The sequence below is a fragment of the Actinomycetaceae bacterium MB13-C1-2 genome (assembly GCA_035621235.1).
Lineage (GTDB): Bacteria > Actinomycetota > Actinomycetes > Actinomycetales > Actinomycetaceae > Scrofimicrobium.
Genome location: CP141731.1, coordinates 478,350 through 501,620 on the forward strand (window position 1 = coordinate 478,350; position 23,271 = coordinate 501,620).

The 23,271-nt window shown below is 56.1% G+C and carries 22 protein-coding genes; 7 read left to right on the top strand and 15 right to left on the bottom strand.

What is annotated here, in order from left to right; translation table 11 throughout:
- Window position 1: 1 nt before the first annotated feature.
- Both U6G28_01970 and U6G28_01975 read left to right on the top strand, forming a co-directional pair.
- Window positions 2-544 carry a ClbS/DfsB family four-helix bundle protein gene (locus U6G28_01970; GenBank protein WRS30481.1) on the top strand — a complete coding sequence of 181 codons (543 nt, stop codon included), beginning with the start codon at window positions 2-4 and terminating at the stop codon, window positions 542-544.
- A 1-nt stretch (window position 545) separates the two neighbouring features.
- Window positions 546-1,268 carry an NAD-dependent protein deacylase gene (locus U6G28_01975; protein ID WRS30482.1) on the top strand — a complete coding sequence of 241 codons (723 nt, stop codon included), beginning with the start codon at window positions 546-548 and terminating at the stop codon, window positions 1,266-1,268.
- A gap of 15 nt (window positions 1,269-1,283) precedes the next feature.
- On the opposite strand, the gene U6G28_01980 is transcribed toward U6G28_01975, so the two are convergent.
- Window positions 1,284-2,591, bottom strand: a complete 1,308-nt coding sequence (locus tag U6G28_01980) for an alpha/beta fold hydrolase (protein WRS30483.1) — start codon at window positions 2,589-2,591, stop codon at window positions 1,284-1,286.
- A 72-nt stretch (window positions 2,592-2,663) separates the two neighbouring features.
- On the opposite strand from U6G28_01980, the gene U6G28_01985 reads away from it, so the two are divergent.
- The 4 genes from U6G28_01985 (at window position 2,664) to U6G28_02000 (ending at window position 5,609) form a co-directional block, all read left to right on the top strand.
- Window positions 2,664-3,185 carry a hypothetical protein gene (locus U6G28_01985; GenBank protein ID WRS30484.1) on the top strand — a complete coding sequence of 174 codons (522 nt, stop codon included), beginning with the start codon at window positions 2,664-2,666 and terminating at the stop codon, window positions 3,183-3,185.
- Window positions 3,136-3,474 carry a methyltransferase gene (locus U6G28_01990; protein ID WRS30485.1) on the top strand — a complete coding sequence of 113 codons (339 nt, stop codon included), beginning with the start codon at window positions 3,136-3,138 and terminating at the stop codon, window positions 3,472-3,474. Before U6G28_01985 ends, U6G28_01990 begins: the two co-directional genes overlap by 50 nt.
- Window positions 3,475-3,564: 90 nt before the next feature.
- On the top strand, window positions 3,565-4,497 hold the full coding sequence (locus U6G28_01995) for a hypothetical protein (protein ID WRS30486.1): 933 nt from the start codon (window positions 3,565-3,567) through the stop codon (window positions 4,495-4,497).
- A gap of 311 nt (window positions 4,498-4,808) precedes the next feature.
- Window positions 4,809-5,609 carry an HAD family hydrolase gene (locus U6G28_02000; protein ID WRS30487.1) on the top strand — a complete coding sequence of 267 codons (801 nt, stop codon included), beginning with the start codon at window positions 4,809-4,811 and terminating at the stop codon, window positions 5,607-5,609.
- Window positions 5,610-5,799: 190 nt separating this feature from the next.
- Here U6G28_02000 and U6G28_02005 read toward each other — a convergent pair whose 3' ends face one another.
- Genes U6G28_02005 through argC form a run of 4 tightly spaced genes read right to left on the bottom strand, consistent with a single transcriptional unit; the run spans window position 5,800 to window position 10,167 of the window.
- Window positions 5,800-7,053 carry an acetylornithine transaminase gene (locus U6G28_02005; GenBank protein ID WRS30488.1) on the bottom strand — a complete coding sequence of 418 codons (1,254 nt, stop codon included), beginning with the start codon at window positions 7,051-7,053 and terminating at the stop codon, window positions 5,800-5,802.
- On the bottom strand, window positions 7,050-7,967 hold the full coding sequence (argB, locus tag U6G28_02010) for an acetylglutamate kinase (protein WRS30489.1): 918 nt from the start codon (window positions 7,965-7,967) through the stop codon (window positions 7,050-7,052). The genes U6G28_02005 and argB overlap by 4 nt, the downstream gene beginning before the upstream one ends.
- Window positions 7,964-9,124 (bottom strand): bifunctional glutamate N-acetyltransferase/amino-acid acetyltransferase ArgJ, encoded by a 1,161-nt coding sequence (gene argJ, locus U6G28_02015; GenBank protein WRS30490.1) that lies wholly within the window; start codon window positions 9,122-9,124, stop codon window positions 7,964-7,966. Before argJ ends, argB begins: the two co-directional genes overlap by 4 nt.
- Entirely contained in the window at window positions 9,121-10,167 is a 1,047-nt protein-coding gene (gene argC / locus U6G28_02020) for an N-acetyl-gamma-glutamyl-phosphate reductase (protein ID WRS30491.1), read from the bottom strand. Before argC ends, argJ begins: the two co-directional genes overlap by 4 nt.
- Window positions 10,168-10,493: 326 nt before the next feature.
- On the opposite strand from argC, the gene U6G28_02025 reads away from it, so the two are divergent.
- The gene (locus tag U6G28_02025) at window positions 10,494-10,922 is read left to right on the top strand and encodes a TA system VapC family ribonuclease toxin (protein ID WRS30492.1); all 429 of its coding nucleotides are present in this window, start codon (window positions 10,494-10,496) and stop codon (window positions 10,920-10,922) included.
- Window positions 10,923-11,027: 105 nt separating this feature from the next.
- Here the strand turns inward: U6G28_02025 and U6G28_02030 are convergent, their stop codons facing one another.
- The 10 genes from U6G28_02030 to U6G28_02075 form a co-directional block, all read right to left on the bottom strand.
- The gene (locus tag U6G28_02030) at window positions 11,028-11,867 is read right to left on the bottom strand and encodes a CoA ester lyase (protein ID WRS30493.1); all 840 of its coding nucleotides are present in this window, start codon (window positions 11,865-11,867) and stop codon (window positions 11,028-11,030) included.
- A complete protein-coding gene (locus tag U6G28_02035) occupies window positions 11,864-13,069 on the bottom strand; it encodes a CoA transferase (protein WRS30494.1) in 1,206 nt (401 codons plus the stop codon). Before U6G28_02035 ends, U6G28_02030 begins: the two co-directional genes overlap by 4 nt.
- 8 nt (window positions 13,070-13,077) lie before the next feature.
- Window positions 13,078-15,102 (bottom strand): SUMF1/EgtB/PvdO family nonheme iron enzyme, encoded by a 2,025-nt coding sequence (locus tag U6G28_02040; GenBank protein ID WRS30495.1) that lies wholly within the window; start codon window positions 15,100-15,102, stop codon window positions 13,078-13,080.
- 1 nt (window position 15,103) lies between these two features.
- Window positions 15,104-16,054: a ribokinase gene (locus U6G28_02045; protein ID WRS30496.1), complete on the bottom strand. Its 951-nt coding sequence runs from the start codon at window positions 16,052-16,054 to the stop codon at window positions 15,104-15,106.
- On the bottom strand, window positions 16,051-17,439 hold the full coding sequence (locus U6G28_02050; protein ID WRS30497.1) for an ADP-ribosylglycohydrolase family protein: 1,389 nt from the start codon (window positions 17,437-17,439) through the stop codon (window positions 16,051-16,053). Before U6G28_02050 ends, U6G28_02045 begins: the two co-directional genes overlap by 4 nt.
- Window positions 17,440-17,550: 111 nt before the next feature.
- On the bottom strand, window positions 17,551-18,720 hold the full coding sequence (locus U6G28_02055; protein ID WRS30498.1) for an ADP-ribosylglycohydrolase family protein: 1,170 nt from the start codon (window positions 18,718-18,720) through the stop codon (window positions 17,551-17,553).
- A 40-nt stretch (window positions 18,721-18,760) separates the two neighbouring features.
- Window positions 18,761-20,074 (bottom strand): sugar ABC transporter substrate-binding protein, encoded by a 1,314-nt coding sequence (locus U6G28_02060; protein ID WRS30499.1) that lies wholly within the window; start codon window positions 20,072-20,074, stop codon window positions 18,761-18,763.
- 39 nt (window positions 20,075-20,113) lie between these two features.
- Window positions 20,114-20,941: a carbohydrate ABC transporter permease gene (locus U6G28_02065; protein WRS30500.1), complete on the bottom strand. Its 828-nt coding sequence runs from the start codon at window positions 20,939-20,941 to the stop codon at window positions 20,114-20,116.
- A 5-nt stretch (window positions 20,942-20,946) separates the two neighbouring features.
- A complete protein-coding gene (locus tag U6G28_02070) occupies window positions 20,947-21,915 on the bottom strand; it encodes a sugar ABC transporter permease (protein ID WRS30501.1) in 969 nt (322 codons plus the stop codon).
- Window positions 21,915-22,985 carry a LacI family DNA-binding transcriptional regulator gene (locus tag U6G28_02075; GenBank protein WRS30502.1) on the bottom strand — a complete coding sequence of 357 codons (1,071 nt, stop codon included), beginning with the start codon at window positions 22,983-22,985 and terminating at the stop codon, window positions 21,915-21,917. Before U6G28_02075 ends, U6G28_02070 begins: the two co-directional genes overlap by 1 nt.
- Between the last annotated feature and the right edge of the window lie 286 nt (window positions 22,986-23,271).

A 23,271-nucleotide genomic window follows, 5' to 3' on the forward strand; every position in this document is an offset into this window, starting at 1 on the left:
TATGGCCAGACCGACCACGCGAGCAGAGTTGCTCGAAGCCACCGACACCCAGTATTACAAGCTTGAAAAACTGCTCGACTCGATGAGTCCTGCCGAGCAAGACGCACCACTGACCTACTCAGACTCGAAGAAAAGCGGAGCTCACTGGGAACGTGACAAGAACCTGCGCGATATCCTCATACACCTGTATGAGTGGCACCAGTTGTTACTGACCTTCGTTGCCTCGAACCAAGCGGGTCAGGCTCGGCCATTTCTCCCAAGTCCGTACAACTGGAGGACATATGGCGACTTGAACTTAGAGTTCTGGCGCGAGCACCAACGCACCTCATATGAAGAGGCTTCTCGACTCCTAAACGAGAGCCACCAAAATGTGGTCAGGCTCGTCGAGGGCTTCACCGATGAAGAACTATTCGAGAAGACCCATTTTGACTGGACTGGCACAGCAACACTCGGTTCATACTGTGCGTCCGCGACCTCGAGTCACTACGACTGGGCAATGAAGAAAATTAGAGCTAGCCTCAGGACATCACGAACCGGAGGCTGACATGAGTGCTCTAAGAGACATCGTTGACTCAAGTAGCCGGATCGTTTTCTTCGGTGGAGCGGGGGTTTCCACTGAGTCGGGAATCCCCGACTTTCGTTCAGCCGGAGGTCTCTACAACAGCGCTTCAGGTGGCAGTTATGCGCCCGAAGAAATGCTTAGCCGTAGCTTCTTTAACACACATACCGAAGAGTTCTTCGACTACTACCGAACTAGCCTGATTCACCCAAACGCTAAACCTAACCAGGCGCACCTCGGCCTCGCATCTCTTGAGCGCAAGGGAAAGCTCTCCTCTGTCATCACTCAGAACATCGATGGACTACACAGCATGGCTGGATCCAAGCGCGTCCTCGAACTCCATGGCAGCATCTACCGCAATAACTGTATGGATTGCGGCGCACCGTACGGACTCGAGAAAGTCCTGGATTCGACCGGTGTTCCCCTTTGTGATTCGTGCGGAGGGGTCATCAAACCCGATGTTGTTTTGTACAAGGAGGCACTCGATTCGGGAGTAATGGACCAGGCAATCGAAGAACTCTCCCAGGCAGACACACTAATCGTCGGAGGAACCTCGCTTGCCGTCTATCCTGCTGCCGGACTTATCCGTGTCTTTCAGGGGGATGATCTAGTCCTTATCAACCGTGACTCCACACCATATGACGCCATGGCCACCCTGGTCATCCACAATCCGATCGGAGAGACCCTAGCGGAGTTCATCGACGACTGAGAACGATAAACGTCCTCAGTCCCTCACCATCTCGTATAGGTGGGCGAAGACTTCCTTCCCGTTCGCACGCAAACCATCGTGCTGCATCTCATTCGTTACCCAGGTGCGAGCGTTCGGCATAATCGCCGCCGTCTGCTCAGACAGAACCCGCGGCACGTAGATATCGCTGTGGTAGACCAGGGCCGCGAGCGGCACATCAGAGGCAGCCAACGCGCCAACGTCGTATGTTCTCGCCCACTGGGTTCTCTCAGCGAGCTTGTCGACAACGGGCATCAGTGCAGCGGTCGAGGGATCCTCGCCCACCAGCGCCCTGAATCCATGCTCTGCCGTTAGGTACCAGGGCGAAGACACATCAAGCGGATCCGCGTCCAAACTAAACCCGTCGTACTCTGCCGCCAAACGCTCCGCCGACCACCGCGTTCCGCTTCCCGTGGCATCGAACGTAGTCTGCCCATATATCGCCTCTTGCAGCACCCAGTACAACGGACTCTCACCTTGGGAAAGCTCGGCCCCAATCTTGTGAAGGAACCGCGAAGTCAGCCTACGCTCACCCTCGCGCATCTCGAACGGCCCCTCCCACAGATAGTGCAATGAGTCGAACGACATCGCGCCACCAAGACTGAGTCCAACCGACCTCATCCTCGTTGGGGTCAGCCTCTCCCCGGTCGGGAGCAGTTCTTCTTGATCCAACAGATGTGCGGCAATCTCCCTAATTGTTCGCTGGTCCTCGGAGTAACGATGAAAGTACTGATCGTTCCGTTTCGCAGTCAATGGATACGTCAGCCGGTAGATATCGTCTATTGACCCCATACCCACTAGGCCGCCGGTAACGTACGACTCGGTCACCGCCTCCGGGTACTGCGACAAATAACCTAGGGTGAGGAACCCACCATACGACTGCCCCAGCGTTGACCAACTCTTGCCATCGTTCAACTCGGCGCGGAACGCTTCTGCATCCGCCAGTATCTGGTTCTGTAGAAACATCGTGAGGAACAGTTCCGGGTCCTCCTCTGCAAGGATCACCTCCGTTGAAAGCGGCGTTGACTGCCCCGTCCCCCGCTGATCAAGAAGCAGAACCCGATAGTTCTTCAGGGCCTCACCCGTCCAACCATCACGAAAGTCCCCGACCCGGGGACCGGCTCCACCCGGGCCGCCCTGGAGGAAAATCAGCACCGGCTTATCTGCGCCGCCCGGCGCGATAATCTCGCGAGCGAACACCTCGATCTCTCGACCTTCGTAGTGCTTCCCGGTCGGGTCGAGAGGAACCATCATTCGATGTTCGTGAACCTGACATGAGTGCTGAATATAAGAGGTAGTTCGCATCCCCCAATTAGACCAGTCCCGAGACGACTGTGCTTTCACGACCAGCGGTAGACACCACCGTAAACTCAATGCATGCCCGAACACTCCCCTTATGAACCAGCCCCGACGCTATCTCTCGACGCCGACCTGATTGGCCGATTGCGCGATGATCTATCCACTGCAAACTGGACTGTCGAGGTCGCAGACTCATTCCTGTCACCAATGGCACGAGCCGCCCTGGAGCGAGATCAGCTTGTTCCCGCGAGCACTGAGCTACAAGGCATTACGAATCCCGCAGCAACCCTAACCAAGCTATTCATCCTCGCCGAGGAAACGAACGCGGACGAGGTCGCACACGCTTTTCCGTCACTCACCATTGCGGGCGCTGTCGAACTGGGTCTGGTTCGGCCGGTAGGGCCGGACCCCGGCTCCTCGGCGCAACCTGCCGCAGAAGCCTCCGGCCCAACACTAGACAAGACCGGTTCCGTTTCAGAGGGCGCGCCCGCAGCCGGAGCGCTCACCACTGTTCGCGCAGTTATGGATCTTCGCCCCCCACGCGGCTCGGTTGCCCGATGTTCACGGGCTCACCGAGCGCCACTGGTGGGTAGTCTCTGACCTTTCCCAAGCACAAACCGGCAGACCCCCGAGGGCGGACTATGTACTGGGTATTGCCTCGGCCTCAACCAATCTTCTGCGACTGACAATGCGTGATCATGTCGACTCGGCGCTGGACCTGGGTTGTGGCTGTGGGATCTTGGCTCTGTACCTGAGCACACACTCCGAGCGAGTTGTTGCAACGGACATTTCCGAACGAGCCTGCAACGTCACGCGATTCAACTCAATTCTCAACGACGCTGGAATCGATGTTCGTTGTGGTTCGCTCTTCGAGCCGGTGAAAGGTTAGAAGTTTGATCTCATCACCTCGAACCCGCCCTTCGTCATCACTCCAGAGGCAGTGCGGGCAAATGTGAACCTTGAGTATCGTGATGGCGGGATGGAGCGCGACAGCCTGATTCCCCTTGTTATCAAGCAATCAGTCGATCATCTGAACTCCGGTGGCGTCCTTCAGATGTTGGCGAACTGGGAGGTCGCGAGTGAGGAGGAGACCTGGGCTCTACGTCCAACCAGGTGGATCGAGGAAGCATCTGAGCCACTGGTTAAGAAGGGGTTTTCGGTCAACGCTTGGCTGGTCCAGCGGGATTTGGTCGATGTCTCACAGTACGCGCAGTGGTGGATCAAAGATGCGAAGGGCGAACAGATCGATCACGAAGAGTGGGACAAGGAGTACCGTGAGTGGCTCCAAGATTTCGTCAAGGCCGGAACTAAGTACGTAGGCTTGGGCTCTATTGCAATTCGAATCGACGCTGGCGACGGCCAAAAGCCCGACCAAGTAGGCGCGTCAGTCGGTTCCAACCGCAGAACCAGCTCCCACACCGAGCTTGATCACTCCGGTGGAATCAGAAACCCCTTCGTTCACAACATCTCTGATGAGCAGCACTCGGACGAGGGGGAATCTTTTCCCGCCACGGCACGACTCGACTTGGTTGCCGAGTATCTTCCCGAGGGCCCACCAGCAGACGGGATCGCGGTACGGACTGCGCTCGACAACCTCACGGTTCCGGGGAACTGGGAGGATATGCCCCTCATCCGCGCCGAAGACGTGCGGGAAGTACGGTACTTTATCCCTGGTTCGACGGACCCCGAACTGGTGCGGATTACCCAGGGACGCCCTGGCGGACGTGATCGGACCGTCTCTTCACCAGTAGCCGCTCTGATCGGCGTGTCTGACGGGGAGTTAACCCCCGCACAGGTCATGCCAGCGATCGCGATGCTGCTCGACAGAGAAGAAAGTACCGTGCGCAACGAGATTGAGGTGGCCCTGCCCGAGCTGCTCAGATCAGGTGTTCTCCACACCCCGTCGAAGTGAGACTCTGATCAAAGCGACCCCGGTTGCTCGCACGCCTAACGGCGAGATTGCGACTTCACAGAGGAACCCCGAGTCCGGTGTTCTCCGAACCCCGTCGAAGAGCTAAGCACCCCCCCGTAAAACCCTCGGCTGGAAAACCCGCAGAAGGAATGATCGAACTAATCAACATCAACTGACCACAAGCGTTGCAACCACCCATAGAACTCGTGCACCCCATTCAAGCGGAAGCTCTACCGGGGTGGGCGCGGCAGACCAATTGCCCTGCTCATCCCCGCACCACGTAGAGTGGAAGAAGTAAAGATGGGAGCAGAATGAAGGACATCCGCCTTGTTGCAACGGACTTGGATCGGACACTTGTAACCTCATCCGGAGGTCTTCCTCCCGACCTGGACAGCTATATCTCGCGCCTCACCGACGCTGGCATTGTCTTCGTTCCGGCGAGTGGCCGCCCCCGAGCCACCCTGCGAACAATGTTCCCGAGTGCCGGCCGAAGCGTCGGTTACATCTCTGACAACGGCGCTGTGGTCGGACTGGGTGACGAAATCCTTGATACTAGCGCTTTTCCTCCCGGCGTTCACCTTGAGATGGCGGAATCTGTACGTGAAGAGGGAGCAGGAATCCCGGCTCTGAGCACGCTCGACGGATCGTTTACCCTAGAACGGTTTGATGCGCACGAGGCCATGCTGCGTCAGTTCTTCTATGATCTCCGGCTGGTCCCGAGCCTCAGAGATGTGACGGCAACCTCGGTTAAGTTCTCTGTTTGCTACCCGGAAAGGGACAGCCGCGACCACTACGACTACATAAACGGTCTTTGGGGCGATGACTATTCAGTGGCTATTGCCGGACCCGACTGGATCGACATCACAAACCGCGGAGTCAACAAAGGCCATGGCCTAAAAGTGCTCGGTGAAAAATTGGGTATCAGCTCAGACCAGATGATGGCATTCGGCGACACAGATAACGATTTTGCAATGATCAAGTACGCGGAGCACAGCTACGCCGTCGCCAACGCGGATGAACACATCAAGGAGGCGGCCGCGCACATGACACTCTCAAACGACGAGCATGGCGTGACTGCGACCTTAGACCAGCTTCTAGCGGCCGTCGAATAGCTCACGTAGAGCTCAGCACTGGAGTTGTTGCGCCGCCAGCTAAGTGGGATAACCCGGAACTCGGACCGCTCCTAGGTTCGCACGCATTTCCCGTGCGTAAATGGGTGGGTGGTCCAACTTGCGGCAACGCAACACAGAAGTTGCCAGTTTTCGCGCCTTGCCGGCCCCAGCCAAGGTGCACAAGATGTTTTTACCCCAAACAGCGACTCATGTAGTCAACGAAGGGCGTTAGTTCCTCTTTGGTAATAACCAGGGGCGGCGCGACACGGATCGTTGTTGCATTCGGCGCGTTGACAATGAAACCGGCATCGAGCAGTTCGCGTTGAAGCGTTGGCGCGTCTAAGACCTCGATTCCCAGTAGTAGCCCCTCCCCCCGAACCACGTACCCGGCTGTCTCAAGCTGGCGTCGCAGCCAGTTTCCTGTTTCTACGACGGGTACGAGGAGCTTTTCAACCTCGTTCAATGTCGCCAACGAGGCCGCACTCCCGACCGGGTTACCCGCGAAGGTCGAGCCGTGACTACCGGGGTTGAAAATCGCGCCGGCCGCACCAACCCCGATACATGCACCAATAGGGAATCCTCCGCCGAACCCTTTGGCAAGAGTCACTACATCGGCCTGCACTCCCTGCGACGCAAGCCAACGTCCCGTGCGACCGATGCCCGTCTGAACCTCATCTACGACCAGGAGCGCATCGTGCTTGTTACACAGACCGCGGATTGTCTGGAGTATTCCGTCCGGAAGAGGGACGACGCCTGCCTCTCCCTGAATTGGCTCGACGAAGATCCCGGCAACGTCATCGTCGAAGGCCTCGGATAGCGCTTCAGCGGTAGGTTCCACAAACTGTACGTTGCCCGGCAACGGTTCAAAGGGTTCACGGATCGTAGGCTTCTCGGTGACAGACAGAGCCCCCATGGTCCGCCCGTGGAATGAGTGAGTCAGCGCAAGCACCCGACCGCCCGGCTTGTGGAGTCGGGTCAGCTTGAGCGCCGCCTCGTTCGCCTCGGTGCCGGAGTTGGTCAGGAAAACCTTGATTGGATCCTCGTACCCGGACTCGGCAAAGATCTGCTGTAGTTTCTCCCCGAGCGCCACTTGTGCGGGACTGGTGAAGAAGTTAGAAATATGGCCAAGTTCGGAGGCCTGTTTGGTCACCGCATCGACTATTGCGGGGTGAGCCTGGCCAAGAGCATTGACGGCAATGCCCGCCAAGAGATCCATGTATTTCTTCCCACTGTCGTCCCAGACGTAGACACCTTCGCCTTTGACGAGCGCTAGCTGCGGTGGCCCAAAGGTATTCATGAAATTGTCGGTGTAGCGAGAACTCAGCGACCTCTGAAACTCAGCTGGTCGGGGCCCCGCAAACGCAGATGGAAGCGAGGCTGAGGGGTCGGACGCAACCGTACCGTCCTGCACTTCGACGGGCAAAGCTTCCGATGAAGCACTCATTCCGCGCCCTCCGGGGACTGAAGGGTCACCTGGGTTCCAATACCAGCGTCAGTGAAAACCTCTAGAAGCATCGAATGTGCCATTCGGCCATCGATAACATGAGCATGATCAACCCCCTGGTCGACCGCGCGGAGAGCAGCCTCCATCTTAGGAGCCATTCCTGAATCAAGAGTTGGGAGGATGGCGCGTAAATCTTCTGCACCGATCATGTCCACCAACGAGGACTTATCTGGCCAGTTTCGGTACAGGCCCTCAACGTCAGTCAGCATGATTAGTTTCTTGGCACCAAGCGCGACTGCAATCGCACTCGCTGCTGTGTCAGCGTTGACGTTTAGAACCTCACGTGGAGACTCGATGTCAACCGCAACGGTCGAAACCACAGGAATTCGACCGGCATCAAGCAAATCGGTAACCGCCTCGGGATTGACTTTTCGAACGTCCCCCACGTGACCCACGGCAATGGTCTCACCGTTAACAATTGCGGTGCGGCGTCTCGCGAGCAGCAATCCAGCGTCCTCGCCTGAAAGCCCGACCGCGTAGGGAGCTTTCTCGTTGATAAGAGAGACCAGTTCACGCTGTACCTGACCCGTTAGCACCATTCGGACCACGTCCATCGTCTGTTTCGTGGTCACCCTCAGTCCGCCGAGGAACTCAGGCTCAATATCCAGACGGTGCAGCATCGTGTTGATTTGGGGACCGCCACCGTGAACCACGACCACACGAATGCCCATGTGGCGCATGAAGACGACGTCTTGAGCAAAAGCAACCTTGAGTTCCTCGGACACCATCGCATTGCCGCCGTACTTGATGACGAAGGTCTCCCCTGAGAACTCCCGGATCCAGGGCAACGCCTCAATCAGTACCTCAGCTTTTTGCTGCGCCCGCTGCAGACGCATGAGGATGTTGTCGTTCACGAGGAATACGCCGAGTTCTCCTCGACGTACGCATACGTGAGGTCATTGGTTAGGACGCGGACGAACTCGTCGCCCGCCTTGAGATCAATGCCGATTGTGACCAGGCGCGGGGTCATATCCACCAGTTCTCGCGGATCACCGACACCGCCGTTTCTGCAGACCGCTACTCCGTTTATCGTGACATCCACCTTATCGGCGTCATACGGCGCAATATCCTCGGGCACGGTTCCGAGCGAGGAGAGGACTCGCCCCCAGTTCGGGTCGTTCCCGAACACGGCGCACTTGAGCAGGTTAGAACGGGCGACAGAACGGGCCACTGCGAGGCCGGCCTCCTGCGACGATGCCCCGCTCACCTCAACTGAGATATCGTGCGAGGAGCCCTCACCGTCGCCAATCAACTGCACCGCCAAGTCCTGCGAAACGCGAGTCAACTTGGCTGTAAAGTCTTCAAGGTCGGGAGCGACGCCCGAGGCTCCAGATGCCATCAGGATGACCGTGTCATTTGTCGACATGCAACCATCGGAGTCGATCCGGTTGAAGGACTGGTCCATCGCGCTGGTCAGCGCAGCCTCTGCCTCGTCTCCGCTCAGCGAGGCATCCGTGGTTATCACAACAAGCATCGTGGCTAGCTGAGGGGCAAGCATTCCCGCACCCTTAGCCATGCCGCCGATCGAATACTCTCCCGATTCACCGGCGGTTTTCACGACCTTGTCGGTGGTCATAATAGCCTCGGCCGCATTGTCCCCGCCATCAGCACTTAGCTCATTGAACCCGTCCTCGATCCCCTTGCGGATCGCATCCATGTTCAGCAGCTCGCCAATCAGTCCAGTCGAGCAAACCGCAACGTCGCTCGCAGTGACCCCGAGCTTGGCGGCCGACAGGTTCGCGGTTTCCACGGTGTCGGCGTACCCGACCTCTCCCGTGCAGGCATTCGCTCCACCGGAGTTCAGGACCACCGCGCGCAACGTCCCGTCCGTGACTGCCTCGCGGGTCCACTTCACCGGGGCCGCAAACACGCGGTTCGAAGTTGTCACCGCCGCGGCCGTGAACTCCGGCCCTTCGTTTACGACAACCGCGAAATCACGCCTACCGCTACGCATCTTCAGCCCACAGGCCACTCCCGATGCCCGGAAACCTTTCGGCAAAGTAACTGTCACGGCGCTACTCCATTCACGTTGAGCCCGAGTTCTTCGGGCAGACCGAGTGCAAGATTTAGAGACTGGATGGCGGCCCCCGCAGTGCCTTTCATCAGATTATCGATGGCGCAGATAGCGGTGATCCGCTGCTTGTCACGGTCCAGTGTGGCGTGAACGAGAGCGGTATTCGCCCCGGTCACCGATGCCGTTGCCGGGACATGGTCGACACTCAGGACGAACTTCTCGTTTGCGTAGGCATCCTCGTACGCGCCGACCACATCTTCTGCGGAGGTCCCAGGGACCACCGGAAGCGAAACCGTTGCCAGGATTCCCCGAGACACGGGGACGAGGACCGGCGTGAACGATAACGTCGTCACCGCGCCACCCGCTGCGCGGAGGTTCTGGGCGATCTCGGGAATGTGGCGGTGGGTTCCGCCGATTCCGTAAGGCAGAGTGCTACCAAACGCCTCAGATGCCATCAGGTGAGATTTCATGGCTTTGCCCGCACCGGAGTAGCCAACTGCAAGAACAGCGACAATTCCCTCGGGTAGTGCAATTCCTGCGGCAATTGCAGGCTGAGCCGCAAAAGTGACCGCCGAAGCGTTGCAACCAGGAGCCGCAATGTGCTTGCTCTGAGCGAGTATTTCGCGCTGGGTCGGACTTTCGGCACGCATGAGTTCAGGCATCCCATAGGCCCAGGGCTCGCTCTCGGAGCCACCATAGAAGGACTGCCAATCCTCTGCTGACTCCAAGCGGTGGTCGGCCCCGAGGTCAACGATTATGCAGTCGGGGTTGATAGCCTCGATCGCGGCAGTTACCTCAGCTGAGGTTCCGTGGGGGAGGCCCAGTACTGCAACGTCAGAATCCGCGAGCGCTGAAGGGTCGGTTTTCTGGACTTCACGGTCGGCCAGACCTCGCAGGTGCGGGTGGTATTGGCCGAGCGCGCCACGGGAACTACCCGCGCAAAGCGCGCCAACCTCAAACTCGGGGTGGTCCGGCAAGAGCCGTAGGACTTCCCCGCCCGCATACCCCGTCGCTCCAGCAACGGACACAGTCTTAGTCACCCGCATAACTATACACAGTTACGCATAGTATCGACCGCCTGTTGAGACGCTCGTCGCTCACGATCGATTTGGGATGTGTGATGCTTGATGCGGAGGTGTTGGCTATGAGGACGACGTTGACAATCGACGACGATGTTCTACGTGCTGCCAAGCAACTCGCGCGCGGAGGGGAGCTCAACTGGGGAAGTACTCTCACGCATGGCTCGTCGCGGGCTCATTGATTGACCTGTGGGTAGCAAGCGCAACGGTGTAACACTCCTTCCCGAGTCGAAGTCAGCCGTAGGAGCCACCCTTAAGGAAGTTAATGCACTCAGAGATGAGCTGATTTGAGACCCCTATTATTAGACGTCAACGTCTTGATTGGGCTCATTGACCCAACCCACGAACATCACGATGCAGCGCACACCTGGTTTTTCGCGGAGCCCGAACGCCACTGGCTGACCTGCCCGACCACAGAAAATGGTGTCATTCGTATCGTCGCCCACCCTCGTTACTCCAACACTCAGCCAGTCTGGATGGCTATGGAGAGCCTTCAGAGTCTCACTGATCTAGCGGACCATGAACGAGTTGCCGAGAACACGACTCTGATTGGAAACAACGTTGACCGCAGGGCACTCCTGTCCTCTTCCCAGGTCACGGACACGTACCTCGCTCTGCTCGCATTAGAACATGGCGCACAACTAGCTACCTTTGACCGACACCTCTCGCTATCAGCGCTTCCGGATGACGTCTCAGTGCTCCAGATTCCAAACTAACCATCAAGTCGAACTCCCGATTTGTACTTTAGAAGTCACGAAGAAACCGCTTATATACTGATCTTGAACCCTGGAACTCCTTTGTTGTGCTTCTTCTAGGTTAGATTACGCGGAACCCAACTTCTTACTAAGTGCCACCGTCTCCTTTGCTGCGTCAATAGCAGCAGCATCGACAAAGCTCCCATCAGCCAGCATCGCCACCCCGCTATTGGAATCGATCGAATTCTTGAGCTTTGACAGAAGTTCTTCAGCTCGTAAGAGCTTCTCCCGAGGAGGCCTAAACGCGTCACGGATAATCGGCAACTGCCGGGGATGAAGTGCACACCGCCCTCTGAATCCCAGCGTTTCACCGTGACGTGACGACACTAGCAAACCCTCGTCGTCCCTTATCTGCGGGTACACCGACATAGTCGGCGCTTCGAGGCCCGCTGCTCGAACAGCGATCACCAATCGCGTTCTGATCCAGTCCAGTCCAGAGTCCGAAGAGATCCCCGTGGAAGATCTCAAATCCAGTTCACCCAGACTCACTGAAGTCACCGCAGTGTGAGCACTAGCAATCTGGAACAAGTTCTGTACCCCCAGTGCCGTCTCGATAAGTAGATGGAGTTTCCGACCAGGCAGGTTTTGCACCAACATTCCAACCTGTTCCGCATTTTCTACCTTGGGAATCCGAATCATCACCGAATCTGGGAGCGCATTCACCGCCTCACAATCCTTCTCGAACCAGGGTGTTTGAGGTCCGTTAACTCTTACCTGAACCTGCGGGAAATCAGAACTTAGGCCCTCCAACATCTCTCGTAGATTCGCCCGAACGGTATCCTTAACTGAGGGAGCAATGGCGTCCTCTAGATCAACGATGACCGCCTCTGCTCCGGAGTTAAGTGCTTTCGGGATCCGATCCGGGCGATCCGCAGGAACATACAGCAAAGTCACCGGGGTCGTCATATGTCCCCGTCCTCACGCATAGAAGCAATCTGTAATTTATCGAATCCAAGTTCCTCGAGAATCTGGTCAGTATTCTGACCATGGCCCCGACCGGTAAACGAAATGACTCCCGGATCAGATGAGAGCCTGAAGAACGGTGCCTGCATCTTCATTTCGCCCAGTTCGTGGTCCTCAACGGAGTAAATGGTTCCAAGTGCCTGGAACTGTGGATCGGCCACGATATCTTCTGCATCATAGATTGGCGCCACCGCTGCCTGAGCTTCTTCAAATGCTGAAATCACTTGATCGCGTGAACGTTGCCGAATCCAGTCGCCCACGGCCTCGTCAAGAACGTCAGCGTGCTTGGCGCGTTCAGAACCTGAAATAAACCAAGGCTCCTCAATAAGATCTGGACGGCCGACCAGAGTCATTACCCGCTCAGCAATCGACTGCGCGGAAGTTGAAACCGCGACCCAGTATCCGTCATTGGTCATATAGGTATTCCGTGGAGCGTTATTGGACGATCGGTTTCCCATTCTTTTTTGCACGGTCCCGAGCTGGTCCCACCTAGTTATCTGTGGTCCGAGCATCGCAAGTATCGGCTCGATTATCGCCGTATCTACCACCTGGCCCAGACCGGTTTGTTCTCTGCGGTAGAGGGCGACCATAACCGCATACGCGGTTGAAAGTGACGCAATTCCATCTGCTAGACCAAAGGGCGGTAAGGTCGGGGGGCCATCCGCCTCGCCGGTCATCGACGCGAACCCGCTCATGGCTTCAGCCAAAGTGCCGAATCCCGGCCGGGACCGATATGGTCCAATCTGCCCGAATCCTGTGATCCGGGCTAGGACCAACCCAGGATTCTTTGCACTGAGTTCGTCGTAGCTCAAACCCCAGCGCTCCAGGGTGCCGGGCCGAAAATTCTCAATTACAACATCGGCCGTGCTAGCAAGACGCAAGAAGACCTCACGGCCTCCCGGAGAGCTGAGATTTGCGGTCAAAGTCCGCTTATTCCTCCCGAGGGTTTTCCACCAAAGATTAATTCCATCCTTGCTTGCACCGTGGTTCCTGGACGGATCGGGACGCCTAGGATGCTCGACTTTTACTACATCGGCACCCATGTCTCCGAGATGCATTGCGGTCATTGGTCCAGCGAACAGCGTCGAAGCATCTACTACTCGCAGACCTGCAAGCGCCCCTTGATTCGGATCGTTAGTCAACATTTTCCCTCTTACAAGTCCCATGCCACACGGAAACCGACCGTAGCGGCACGGGAAGTTCCCAGGCCGCCCAGCAACAACTTGACTGCATAGTCGGGTGAGTGAACTCCGCCCTCGATATACCAGTCAGATCCATAAGCGCAGTAGTCTGAACCACCTTTAATCATGCAGAATCGGCTTCGACCATCTGAGTGCTCGCTCTCAGTCCAGTTCCAGACACGAGGTGATCCATACTCAAACCCATCTTGCTCGGCCGCCATTTGCCACTCATCCTCGTCAGGAAGGCGTCCGCCAACCCACTGGCAATAGGCGCGCGCATCATCAAGATCGACAAACACAACTGGCTCTTCCTCGGCATGTTCAACAGGCCTTCCGTCCTCCCAATCCAACAAGAAACGGTTTTGGACCGCTGGTACGTATCCACTCTGGCTCAAGAACTTCGCAAACTGGCCCCTGGTAACTTCTCGTTTTGCTACAGCAATGTCGTTTTCTAGGATGACTTCTCGCTGCAACGTTCGGGGATCGTGCAAGCGAGGAGGCAGAGGCTTCCACTCATCAACATATGGAGCCCCCTGATACATCCCGGTCTCACGCGCTCTGTGACGGACAGTAAGGACATAATGACCCTCCGAAACTACGACGCACTCGTCTAGACCAAAATCGTGTCCCGAGCCGAGCAGTTGGCTCGGTTCAAACATTCTGGGAGGAGCAACTCGATTCGCAATTCGGTGTGGGAATCTAGTGTCGTGAGACTGCGAAACCTGGCTTAATTCCTCGTTGACTTCGTCAATCCAAGTAGGCTTCACTTCAGTGCGAGGCCACCCAACAATCGCGGCGATAGATCTTCCCGGAATTCTGAGCGTTGGCAACTGCGAGTCCTGACCGAGCACCTGATAGTCGTAGTTTTCATCCGGAGCTTCTAGGACGGGTCCTTCGTAGTCGTCATGACTGCGGTTCACGAGAGTCCAAAGACTGACTCCTTGCTTTTTCCAGCGTGATGCATAAATCCCAGAATTTTCGGCATGAGGACTAAGTGGCGACAGTGGCTCCCAATCACCGCTCAGTAGCAGATCACTTGTAGCTCTTTGTATCGTGAGCATAGTCTTGACATTGGCACTGTCACGTTTGGACCAACCAACCCAGACGCCGAAGACGACTTCCCAGATCATTATGCCCACGCCATTCAGCCAAGCCGACTGAATCTCTTCGCTGTGGTCCCGGTGCCACCGTCGCACATGGTGTTGCATGTGCGCACGTTCAAACCAGTGTGACCTGAGCACTCCCGGCACAGGCGAATCCGCAAAGAATTGGGCCCAAGAACCAGCATGGTCTTCAATCCGTTCAACAGCAAGCTTTGATTCACCCTCTAGAACCAATCCCGGCTTCGCAGCCTCCAGCGCAGCAACAAAGTCCGGTTCGGCCTTCTTGAGGGTGTCCAGGAATACCCCGTCAGCGTCTAAGTCTCCTACTAGATTCGCCAGTTCTTCCTGATCACTACCGCTCCGTCGTGTCCCCTGATCCCACGGATTGTAATCAACAAAGACTCGGACGTCGTGTTGGTGGAAGTAGTCAACCAGATCTCTGAGTCCAGGAACCCCTCTGTAGTAGTCCCATTGGTTGCGATCATCTATGCCGATCACCGGATAGGCGTGCCACAAAACAACCGCATCCAGACCGCCGAACCGCTCTTTCGCATCATTCAATAGGCGAGCCGGAGTGAACTTATGTTCCTCGAACGAGTACAACAGTTCGTCCCATAGCCAAACTTGCGCCACCGCAAAACAACTTGATGCCCATACCGCCTGCGGCTTCTGATAGATCCCGCCCTGGTATCGGTGCCTTGCGGCAGCGTCCTCGCGCCATTGGTGTAGCGCACTGCGCCAGGCCTGCCTATCTTTCGGATCTTGAGGTCCCGCAAAAATCTTGGCCTGGTCGAGTGCCACTTTATCCTCATCCGCCAGGTTGCCCTCTGAATCAAAAGTCACCTCGGTCCACCTGTCGATTGCGCGAGGAACCAAGGAGTCAAAAGCGTACATTTTACTTCTTCCTGACGGATTCAAGCTTTGAGACGACTTCGTCATACGTCGGTATAGCTTCTTGGGCACCGACCTTTTCTACCGCCAGCGCTGAGGCAGCGGAGGCAAACTTCACGGCATCGGTGATCGTTTCTCCTTTGGCTACGCGTGCAGCTAGTGCTCCGCAAAAGGTGTCACCGGCGCCAACGGTGTCAATCGTTCGTGCAGGTAAAGCTGGCTCATAAACCGGCGCCGAGTCTTGCTCGAAATACATGGCCCCGGCGCTACCGAGTGTGACAATAACCGACGCCACTCGAGTTAAGAGAACGCGTGCTAGGTTCTCTACTCCATCCCGGTGAATCCGGTCAGCTTCCTCGGCACTCCTCAGAATCGAGACTAGGTCCCTGGCTTCATGTTCGTTCACGACCAGCACATCGGTCTCTCTCCACAGGCCGTAAGGCAAGGGTTGCGATGGTGCGGCGTTCAGAATGAAAGGAATGCCTCGGGATCTCGCCTTTGCGGCCACAATCAGTTCAGGAAGGGGGATCTCCATCTGACCTAGTAGAACGCTGGCCTGCCGAATGATCTCTTTTTGCTGATGGCCAACCTCTAGTCTCGCATTAGCCCCGGGAGCAACGACGATTGCATTCTCTCCATTCGAGTCCACCGTTATCAGTGCCGTTCCGTTTGGACCTTCAACGGTCTGGAGCCCCGACACATCTACGCCACAGTCTTCCATCGACTTTCGCGAAATCCCGGCGAGGCTATCAGTGCCCAGCGCTCCTATCATCGCCGTCCGACAGCCACCCGCCTTCGCTGCAGCACAGGCTTGATTTGCCCCCTTGCCCCCGGGCGAGTACTTGAGTTCACCTCCAAGCACCGTTTCTCCAGCCCTGGGTATCCGACTGGTCGCAACGACTAAATCAACGTTGGCGGACCCAACGACTACAACCAAATTGTCTGTTGGTTTCATGATCGTCTGTCTCCCAATGCGCAAGTGCGCTCCACCAGACCCGCTATGGCTAAAGATCCGTCAGTCAGATTCTTGGCGGGAACTGAAGTAGCAATCCTGCCCTCGATCGGTTCGGTCCAATAAGAATCAATGTCTCCTTCTGCGAGTGCTCCGACCACGGCTCCCACGGTTGCGCCCACCGAATCCGTATCCCAACCTGCAGTCACCGCGAGCGAAATGCTGGTAACAAAGTTCCCCTTACCAGCACTCAGCGCAAAAGCGATGGTGGCGGCATTGTTCAAGACGTGCACCCAGTGCAGATGCCCGTACTCTTCGTGGAGAGAGTCAAGCGCGATGCGCACATCCGTCTCCGCATCATCCCCAGATAGCTCGCACTGACGACCCAAATCGCGTCCGAATGTTATTGCCGCGTGAAGACGCGACTTTGGGGGAACAACCTTTATGGCTTCATCCAACACTTCCTCTACAGTGCTAGCACCTAGAGACGCCCAGCACAGGGCAGCGCTCCACATTGCGCCGTAGATTCCGTTCCTCGTGTGTGACAGACGAGCATCACGCCAGGCCATATTTACAGCCGTGTCCAAGCTCCCGGGGTTTATCCAACCGAACAAGTCAGCACGAATCAGCGCTCCGATCCATTCGCGGAACGGGTTGAGATGAGTAGCTGTTTCCGGAACAGGTCGTGCGTCCAATATGTTTCGGTATGCCGCCCTTTCGGCTGTAAAAGCACGTCCAGCTGGCAACGAGTTCAACCACAGTGTGGCAACATCGTCCGTGGTGAAGTCTGGCCCCCGATCTTCCACGAGTTCTAGCGCCAGGATTGGATAGTTAAGGTCGTCGTCCTCGGGCATCCCAGAGATGTTTTCTTCCAGAGCTACGGGCGCACTCCTTCGATTCCATGGCCATCGTCTTGCCACCTCGGCAGGTAGCCCCACTTCGGTGAACCAAGACTGAAGCGGCCAACGACCGGTAGCGCGGAGAATCTCCTCTATTCCTTCACGAGGAATCTTTTCAACCGGCTTTCCGAGCAAACAGCCAACACTTCTTCCCAGCCATGCCCCGTAGACACGACGCCTGTACTGTGAATCCGCACGACAAAAGAGGGCAGAATCAGTGTCAATAAGTGCGCGGATCGATTCCCAGTCATTCGGTTCATCATCTGAATTCGCAGCGATCGACTCATCGATTTCTGCAAGTAACTTTCTCGCAAGCTCCCTTAGTTCGGGCGAGGCAGGAACCTGTGAAGCGCCGCTCACCGCAGGGATCGGGTCACCACCCGCCTCAACCCACCGTTGCAACCACGGCGCTATGTCCAGTCCCTCTGCAGAGCTCTGAACAAACTCGTGCGGAAGAAGATCCTCTGGCTGTGCCCACGTAAGTCGCATAGTTCCTTATCTTTCTCCATCGAAGTATTCTGATTGGATGTGTTGCCTCTGGCTACCGAGGCGTGCTCCGTTGTCGCTTAGTGGGCTCCGGCAGTCTTCTTGATCCCGTTTCTATCCATCTTTGGAGTGCAACACCTGATCCAAGGTCACCGCTCTTCTCTGACTCGCGTTGAGGTCCGACTGGACAATTTCAGTTGCTACCGCACCCAACAGTCGACCAGTCGCACGAATGTCCATCTTCGACGCGGCCTCGACCTGATCCAACCAGATGGACGGCACCGACTCTGAACCTCCAAGCGCTGAGCAAACAGCTCCGGCCATGACAGCAATCGAGTCTGCATCCCGCCCGTAGTTAACTGCGCCCAACACCGACTCTTTGTAGTCTCCCTGGTAACCAATAATCATTCCCAGGGCCACAGGAAGCTCTTCAATCGACTTAGTGCGCGATGGACGTCGCGCATCCATAGACATCTCTCGGTAGGCGTCACCCACCGTATCGAAAGGCGCTACTGCTTCCCGGAGAACCTGTTGAAACCTTCGTCTTTCTTCATCGCTTGAACCGACGCGGCCAAAGCCCTTTGCGGCCTCGGCCACCGCGATCAGAGCACCCTTGGTGCCGTCGTGAGCCAACGAGATCGCTTCCTCGGTAACCGAGTCAACCGTGGCTTCGGACGATAAGGCAGCCGCAACCATCGCCGCGAAAACTCCGGCTGCTTCGCGGCCATAACTGGATTGGTGTGCCCCAGCAATGTCAATGGCTTCCGTATAGGCAGCTCGTGGATCGCCAGGGTTTACCACTCCCACCGGCGCCATATACATGGCGGCCCCGCAGTTGACGATGTTGCCCACTCCGGCTTCACGAGGATCTACATGACCGTAGTGCAAACGTGCTACTAGCCATTTCTCTGCTAGGAAGACCCGCTGGAGCACCAGAGCGGACATGTCCAACTCCGGAACCCAGCGGGGCTCACCAATCATTAGAGGAACCATGTCCGACGCCATGGCATACGCATCCAAATGAGACCTACGTTTTGCGTACACCTCGACCAATAGCTGGGTCATCAGTGTGTCGTCTGTGACGTGGCCGTCTCCCTTGTAATAGGGCGCAATTGGCCTCGCCTCCCGCCAGTTGGGAAACCATGGAGCGACGATACCTTCAACACGGCCACCATGGCGTTCTTCGATTTGCTCAGGGGTCCACCCCTCAACCGCACCACCGAGAGCATCACCAACGGCAGCTCCTGTTACAACGGCGATGGCACGGTCTTCAAGCCAACTCACAACTGGCCTCCTTGAAATGTTTAGTGTTGAGCGATTTCTGCTACTGAGAGATGCTATTCCAGCCAGAAACCAACTGTTCGGCTAGTGCAGCCGCATCGTTTTCTTGAGCTAAGAAACGCTGGAAAGCTGGGGTTGCGATTGTGTCTTTCCACTGGGGATATTGATCCACAAACAGGTAGGGAGCGTCCGTGACATACTTGCCCGATTCGAGAATGATGTCCCAGCCGTTCTCGTCACCCAGCTCTTCACTCATCAGTTCCCGCGCGGAGTTCGTTGCCGGAATCAGCGCGTCGGCCTGGTTGATCTTAACTAGGTTTTGAGCATCGGTGAAGAAGTCAATGAATGCAGCGGACTCTTCAATGTGCTTCGAGTCGATACTGACCGAAAGGGTTTGCGGGTTCGCGGCTTGAGCAGGACCATCTGGACCGGCTAGAGGAGGAAGGACGACCCAATCAATGTCGTCCGGAGCGTCTACTGCCATGTTGGCCGCCTGGTAAGAACCTTGGATAGTCATCGCTACTTGACCTGCATAGAAAGTGGCCAGAGCTTCCGAGCCACTCTGAGTAAGTGTCACGGGGAGAATCGAGTTGTCTTCATGCGCCATGGCATCAACCAGTTTCGGAAGTGCCAATTCTGGGTCTTCGACTCTGATCGTTGCGTCAACTCCGGTCCCCTCGAAGAACGTCCCGCCAAATCCCGGAGCCATGGCCATGAAAGTTGCAGTCGGACTCTTGAGTCCCCAACCAATCCCATAGCTGGTCCCGTCGGAGACCTTTGCTGCAATATCCCGCAGTTCGTCCCAACTGAGAGTGTCACCTGCGGGAACCTCGATTCCGGCCTTTTCAAGCATGCCCCTATTCGCGAAGGCCACGTAGGTCTGAATCTCGGTTGGGTAGGCGATAATCTGATCGTCCACGGTGACCGTCTTCAGTACGCCTTCGGGGATATCAGCTTTCTTCTCCTCACTCATGTATGGAGAAAGGTCCGCGAGGTATCCGTCACGTGCAAACGGCACGATCGACGCAGCTTCGTAGTGGATGATGTCGGGAGCCGCCCCACCATTAAACTGGGTAATTAGCTTGTCGTAAATGCCATCCCAACCCGCAGGAACAATCTTTACTTGCACGTCAGGGTTAGCGGAGTTCCAAGCGCCCACGATCTCTTCTGTCGCAGCGATCGCTGCCGGCTGGTCCGACAGGGACTGGAAGGTTAGGGTAACGACCTCATCCGAAGACTCGGCTGTCGGGCTGTCGGACTGATCCTTCGCCGTTGACTCTGCAGATGAACCGCATGCAGACAGCGAGAGGCCGAGTACAACTGCGGAGATAGTAGCGGTTAGTGGCTTATGTTTCATTGCTGTACCTTTCTGCGTCGTTTGACGCTCTTTTGGGTGCTAGCCCTTTACTGCGCCAGCTAGGAACCCGCCAGTAAGCCTCTTCTGCATAATGGAGAAGAAGAGGATAGACGGGACCGCTGCCATTACCGATCCGGCAGCTAAGGGACCAAGTGCAACTTTGCCCTCGCCCCCAACGAACATTTTCAGGGTTATGGGTAGCGTGTAGTTATCGGGTGACTGGAGCAGAACCAAGGCGAAGAAAAACTCGTTCCAAGACGCTACGAACGCAAACATCGCAGTCGCGACCAGACCTGGCACCAACAGGGGAAAGACGATATTGGTCAGCACCTTTATTCTTGCCGCGCCGTCCATCGCGGCCGCTTCTTCAAGTTCTATCGGAATGTTGGCAACGTATCCTTGAAGCATCCACAGGGCAAAGGGAAGCGTGTATGTGGTGTGGACCAGGGTCAGGCCAAGCAGAGAATCCGACAGCCCTACCGTTCGAAGAATCAAGAACAGCGGCAGAATAATCAGGATGACTGGGAAGACCTGGCTAACTAGAATCCAACCGATTCCAACAATCCGGAATTTTCCCTTTATCCGTGCCAATGCATAAGCCGCTGGCATTGAAATAAGCAGAATCAACAACGTCGATGACAGCGCCACGACCGCCGAGTTCCAAGCTGAACGAATCAACCCTTGCCGGCTCAAAGCCTGACTGTAGTTATCCCACGCCCATTGACTGGGGATAAGCGAAACCGACAGAGAGTTGAGTTCCCCTGAGGTCTTCAGCGAAGCCGAAATCAGCCATAGCAACGGGAAGCCAAGGAAAACAATGTAAACCGCCAGAAGAGCATACTGACCTACACGGGTAACTGTGCGCATCAGAGTTAACCTTTCTTCTGCGTGTCGGCGTCCAGTCGAAACTGCGACCAGAGATAGAAGGAAAGTAGAAAAATAACTATGACCACCAGGACCAGGCCCATTGCAGCCGCATAGCCGATGTTCCGATTCTTGAAGGCCTCCAAGTACGTGAAGAGCATCGGTAGCATGGTCTTGCCACCAGGCCCACCTTCGGTCATCACGTAAACCAATGAGAACGAGTTAAAGTTCCAGATGAAGTTCAGCGACGTGATCGATGTGATTATTGGACGCATACTGGGCCACGTGACAGCGAAGAAGCGACGCCAGGCATTCGCCCCGTCCACAGCCGCAGCCTCATTGAGTTCTTCGGGAATCTGCTGCAAACCGGCAAGCAACGTCACTGTCGTCTGCGGCATACCGGCCCAAACTCCAACGACGATAACGGCCGGCAGCGCAGTCGAGAAGTCGCCCAGCCAGTTGATATCTGAAGGAAGTCCAACCATGCCTAGTGCCGCATTCAGCGGACCAGCATTCGGGGAGTAGATCATCCGCCACATGATCGCGACAACAACCGGAGGCATCGCCCAGGGAATCAGTGCAAGAACCCTTGTAAGACCTTGCAGTTTCAGATTTGCGTTCAGGAGCAAAGCCAATCCCATAGCGGCGACCAGCTGCAGCAACGTCACAGAAAAGGCCCAGACCAAGCCAATTCTGAATGATGACCAGAAGAGTTCATTTTGTGCCAACTTGGCGAAGTTGTCCAAGCCTACAAACTGATACTCCGGGTTTCGAACAAGTCGTGCATCTGTGAAAGCCAAGGCAATTCCCATAAGCAAAGGAGCCACGGACAGAATCAAAATCGGAATCAGCGAGGGAATTACCAGGGCGGCCGCCTCGCGACGCTTTGCCTTCTCCGAAGCGCTTTTCTGCCTCTTTTTCTTTGCGGGCGGAGGTATCGCACCTTCTACCAGCGGCACTGTTGTTACTGGTGGCATTACTCGGCCCACCTCCTTGTCGATTTACGTTTGATGAGTTCAGCGCTGACTTCAACGCTGTGAACGGGCTTGTCATCACCGTTGATGCGACTGAGCAGTATCTCCGCAGCCGCTTGTGCACGAGAAGCCGACCCCAAGGACACCGAGGTCAACGAGGGTTCAAAATAGGAGGCCAGGTCGGTGTTATCCATACCGGTGACCATCAGATCGTCCGGAATCGACAGACCCATTTTGTGTGCGGCTTTCATCGCGCCAACAGCCAGCAAATCGTTAGCGGCAACAATCGCATCAGGCACAGAGCGGGTTAGAAACTCGCGGGCACCCGTTTCCCCGGCATTCACCGTAAAGTCTTCCGCGGTTACGACGTGACTACTCAAAGTGTCGCCGAAAGAGTCGCATGCATCCAGAAATCCCTTCGCGCGAACGCTGCCGGGGGTTGTGTCAGTAGGGCCGTTCAGTAAGACCACATTCTGAGCTCCCTGTGCTACAACATGTTCGACGGCCAATCGGATACCGATGGCGGAATCCGTCGAGACCGAGTCAATACCCTCGTCAAACAACGGACGTCCAAGGACGACCAACGGAATGCGAACCGAGCGGATCGCTTCAACGACTCGATTGGAGAGTCGCAGCGGGGAGATAATCACGCCGTCGACGAAGCCAGAGTCAATGTCCGCCAGGAGATCGCAAGTGGAACTGTTAGATGATCCCGTCGAAATGACCACCACACGATACCCAGCCGGTTCGACCAAAGCTTGAATAGTGCTGAGCATTTCAACGTATACCGGGTTACCTATATCAGCCACAGCGAACGCAATCTGAAAGGTCCGTTTTGTCCGTAAGGATCGACCAACCGCATCCGGGTGATAGCCCAGTTCGCGAGCTGCGGCGGATACCTTCTCCACCATTTTCTTGCTCGCGCCATTCTGATTGAGGGCTCTAGAAGCAGAACCCACTGAGACACCCGCAAACCGTGCCACCTCTTGGATGGTCGTTCGTGAATCCATAAGCCCCTCGGAATCAAAATCGGTATCAGCGTCGATTACTAAGTGATTTGGAATCGATTCCAATTTGGTCACCTGTGACTTTGGAATCGATTCCTGTTTGGTTTTGAGTATTGCAGTGAACTGCTGCACCGTCAAGTGAATGACGTGAATTGCCCCCAATTGATGCTGCTATTTACCCTGGCTGACTATCTTCGCGAGGCTGAAAGACACATTTGGCGGCCGCTATGGCACCCATAGACTACGAAAACCAAAAGGAGCGAAGCGCAAAGAAGTCCAACCTCGAAACACCCAGGAGCAATTTGGAGCCATTCGTGGCGGGAACAGCTAAGAGTTCTCCAGCGTTTCGGGG